We start from the raw sequence: 4,001 nt of genomic DNA, 5'->3' as shown, positions 1-4,001 counted from the left end.
CACTTGAAACGCTCGAACCGTTGTTCGATCTACCCGAAGGCAAGGCTGCCTATGTGGCCCTGAAGAAGAATCGCGAGGCTTATGTCGCCGCGTTCACCCAGGTGCAGGCGTTGATCAGGCAAGGTGCCTTTGATGCTGCGATGGCGCAGTTGAAACAGCAAGTGATCCCCGCCGAACAGCTGGTTTATAAAAGCCTGGACGTGCTGATGGCACAGCAAGGGCAGATCTTCGCCGATCGTGAAAGGTCGGCGCAGGCCCTGTACAGCGATGCGCGGCTGAACATGCTGGGGTTGCTGGTTTTCTGCCTGGCCTCGGTCACCGCCGCGGCGGTCATCGTGACGCGTAGTGTCACCCGACCCTTGGGGGGAGAGCCCGATGTTGCTGCGCGGGCACTGAGTCAAATTGCGCAAGGCGATCTGACGATTCAAGTGCCAGTAAATGCTGATGCCGACGGTAGCGTGATGATGAACATGCACCAGATGCAGCAAAGCCTGAACGCGATGGTTAAGCACATCGCGGCGTCGGTCGATCAGGTGGCCAGTTCGTCCGAAGAGCTGAGTGCTGTCAGCAGCCAGACCCGTGACAGTTTGCAGTTGCAGGGCCTGGAGATCGAGCAGGCTGCAGCGGCGATCAATCAAATGACGGCGGCCGTCGACGAGGTMGCACGCAATGCCGTCAGCACCAGCGAGGCGTCCCGGGTGTCCGAGCAAACCGCGCAGCGCGGCCGTGAACATGTTCAGGAAACGGTGGCCTCGATAGGCACGCTGGCGGACGGCATGACGGATACCTCACAGCGTATCCAGCAATTGGCCGGGCGTGTGCAAGACATCAGCACKGTGCTGGACGTGATTCGCAGCATTGCCGAGCAAACCAATCTGCTGGCCCTCAACGCGGCGATTGAAGCAGCCCGTGCCGGGGATGCCGGACGTGGTTTTGCGGTCGTCGCCGACGAGGTGCGGGCACTGGCCCATCGCACTCAGGTGTCGACCCAGGAAATCGAGCAGATGATTGGCAACATTCGGCTCGATACCGGACACGCGGTGACTGCCATGCAAAGCAGCGGTCACCTGGTACAGACGACCCTGGAAGTCGCGCAACGCTCCGGCGAGGCGCTGGAAGCGATCACCCGGTCAATCTCGCAGATCAATGAGCGCAACCTGATGATCGCCAGCGCCACGGAGGAGCAGGCATTGGTCGCTCGTGAGGTGGATCGTAACCTGGTGAGCATTCGTAACGTGTCCGGGCAGGTCTTGCTGGGTGCCCAGCATACCCACACCGCCGGTCTGGAATTGGCGCAGATGGCAGGAGCACTGCACCAGACGGTGGCGCGCTTCAAAATCTAAACGGGCATGGGCTGGCTAGCAATCACTAACGAAAAATGGGAGCTGCTCCGTGCGGGAGCGAGCCTGCYCGCGATGACGGCTTGACATTCAACATTGCAGCTGACTGTCAGACCGCTATCGTGAGCAGGCTCGCTCCCACAAAAAGCCCGCTCCCACATYACAKYTGWTMACCCGCCGTCAGCGGGTCAACAGCACTTCGGCCCASCCTTGCYACCRTAACGAGCCTCCTGGCGYTCCCGGAAGAACGCCTCGTAGCTCATCACCGGTTTGTCCGGGTGYTTGGTTTGCATATGCTCGACGTAGGTGTCGTAGTCGGGCATGCCGACCATCAGGCGCGCGGCCTGACCGAGGTATTTACCGAGGCGACTCAGGTCATTGAACATGCTTGCAACCCTCGATTACGCTTCTGGAACAGCCTGGAATGGCGATTCTTTATCCGTGCGTTCTTTGCTGCCCCAGGCCGAGATACCGACCTTGATCGCATAGAACAGGATGCTGAAGACCACGAACAGGAACAGCGCCGTCAGCGTTGCGTTGGTGTAGGCGTTGTAGATCACGTGCTGCATCTGCGTGATGTCCTTGGCCGGGGCGAGRATCTGACCRTTGGCCAGGGCRTCGCTGTATTTTTTCGCCAGCGACAGGAAGCCGATCGCCGGGTTGGCGTCGAACAGCTTGATGAAGCCTGCGGTGGTGGTGCAGATCAGCAGCCAGGCGGCTGGCAGCAAGGTCACCCAGATRTAGCGCTGGCGTTTCATTTTGATCAGCACCACCGTGGCGAGCATCAGCGCGATACCGGCCAGTTAAGCGCCGGAACGAAGGAGCCGAGCAAATCCTGCAGCATGAAACGCCCGGCACGAGTGCCGGCGTCGACCGCCGTCAGGATGAACAGCGCTTCGAACAGGATCGCGAAGTGGTACCAGAACGCCATGGTGTTTTCACCCGGCAGAACGCTGTGCAGGATCTGCGCGATACCGACCGCCAGGGTTGGCGCGCCGCCGGCACGGGCCAGCACGGTGGTTTCACCGATGTCCTTGGCCACCGCTTGCAGGGCGTCCGGGGTGATCGCAAAGCCCCAACTGCTGACGGTTTGCGCGACTTGCATCACTTCACCGCCGACGATCGCCGCWGGGCTGTTCATCGCGAARTASAYGCCCGGWTCGATSAYCGASGCCGCCACCAKCGCCATGATCGCCACGAAGGACTCCATCAGCATGCCGCCGTAACCGATGTAACGGGCATTGCTTTCGTTATCCAGCAGTTTCGGAGTGGTCCCGGAGGCAATCAGCGCATGGAAACCCGAGACCGCACCACAGGCAATGGTGATGAACAGGAACGGGAACAGCCCGCCTTTCCACACCGGTCCGGTGCCATCGATGAACTGGGTCAATGCCGGCATTTTCAGCACGGGCATGGTGATCAGGATGCCGATCGCCAGGGCGACAATGGTACCGATCTTGAGGAAGGTCGACAGGTAGTCACGTGGCGCCAGGATCAGCCAGACCGGCAATACTGCCGCGACGAAACCGTAGCCGATCAGCATCCAGGTGATCTGGATCCCGGTGAAGGAGAAGGCCTTGGCCCAGACCGGATCAGCGGCAATCTGCCCGCCCAGCCAGATCGAACCGAGCAACAGCAGCACGCCGACAATGGAGATTTCACCGATGCGGCCCGGGCGGATGTAGCGCATGTACACGCCCATGAACATCGCGATCGGGATGGTCGCCATCACCGTGAAAATGCCCCACGGGCTTTCGGCCAGGGCCTTGACCACGATCAGCGCCAGCACCGCGAGGATGATGATCATGATCAGGAAGCAGCCGAACAGCGCGATGGTCCCGGGGATCTGCCCCATTTCTTCACGGACCATGTCGCCCAGGGAGCGACCGTTGCGGCGGGTGGACATGAACAGGACCATGAAGTCCTGAACGGCACCGGCCAGCACCACACCGGCGATCAGCCAGAGCGTGCCGGGCAAATAGCCCATCTGCGCCGCCAACACTGGACCGACTAACGGACCAGCCCCCGCGATGGCCGCGAAGTGGTGACCGAAAAGAATGTGTTTGTTGGTGGGCACATAGTCCAGACCGTCGTTATTGACGACAGCGGGAGTGGCTCGCAGTGGATTGAGCTGCATCACATTATTGGCAATGAACAGACTGTAGTAACGGTAAGCGACCAGGTAGATGGCCACTGCCGCGACCACAATCCACAAGGCATTGATCGCCTCACCGCGGCGCAAGGCCACTACGCCCAGGGCACAGGCGCCTACGATTGCCAGCAACAGCCAGGGTAAGTGGCGCAGCGGGCTATTATTATTTTTCATTTTTTTATTCCAGCCAGAGTGGACAAAAAAGACAGCCACCCCGAGTTTAGCGCTACTGGCGCCAAAGACCATACCCCGACGTAGGTCCTAGAGTGGCAGCCTGCGCGGATGCTGGTCTATAGTCAGCGAACACCCAGAGGATTGCGCCATGAGGGACCACCCCGCCAATCACCGCCGCTTCAAACGCATTGCCTTCGATGCCAAAACCGAACTCAGCCAAGGCGAACATCGGTGGCCGGTGAAGCTGCTCGACCTGTCACTCAAGGGCCTGTTGATCGAACGTCCCGAGCCCTGGCTTGGGGACGAAGAGAAGATGTTTTCGGTCGACATTCACC

At 60.2% G+C, this 4,001-nt stretch carries 3 protein-coding genes and 1 pseudogene; 2 read left to right on the top strand and 2 right to left on the bottom strand.

Features of this window, described 5'->3' with window-relative positions; all coding sequences use genetic code 11:
• Positions 1–1,343, top strand: a 1,343-nt coding sequence (locus tag AC1DH9_RS27320; RefSeq protein ID WP_477809150.1) for a methyl-accepting chemotaxis protein, incomplete at its 5' end; no start/stop codon positions are given.
• Between the two features lie 185 nt (positions 1,344–1,528).
• On the opposite strand, the gene AC1DH9_RS27315 is transcribed toward AC1DH9_RS27320, so the two are convergent.
• Together AC1DH9_RS27315 and AC1DH9_RS27310 are read right to left on the bottom strand one after the other, a co-directional pair.
• Complete coding sequence (locus AC1DH9_RS27315) at positions 1,529–1,726, bottom strand: YbdD/YjiX family protein (protein WP_477809149.1); 198 nt, start codon at positions 1,724–1,726, stop codon at positions 1,529–1,531.
• 15 nt (positions 1,727–1,741) lie between these two features.
• Positions 1,742–3,666, bottom strand: a pseudogene (locus AC1DH9_RS27310) (carbon starvation CstA family protein).
• Between the two features lie 148 nt (positions 3,667–3,814).
• On the opposite strand from AC1DH9_RS27310, the gene AC1DH9_RS27305 reads away from it, so the two are divergent.
• Positions 3,815–4,001 (top strand): PilZ domain-containing protein (locus AC1DH9_RS27305; RefSeq protein ID WP_477809148.1); only part of this gene is annotated, 187 nt, incomplete at its 3' end.

The sequence above is a fragment of the Pseudomonas sp. 05T35 genome (assembly GCF_056396605.1).
The sequence above is the reverse complement of the archived record's forward strand: the minus strand, read 5'-3'. Positions and strand labels throughout refer to the sequence as shown.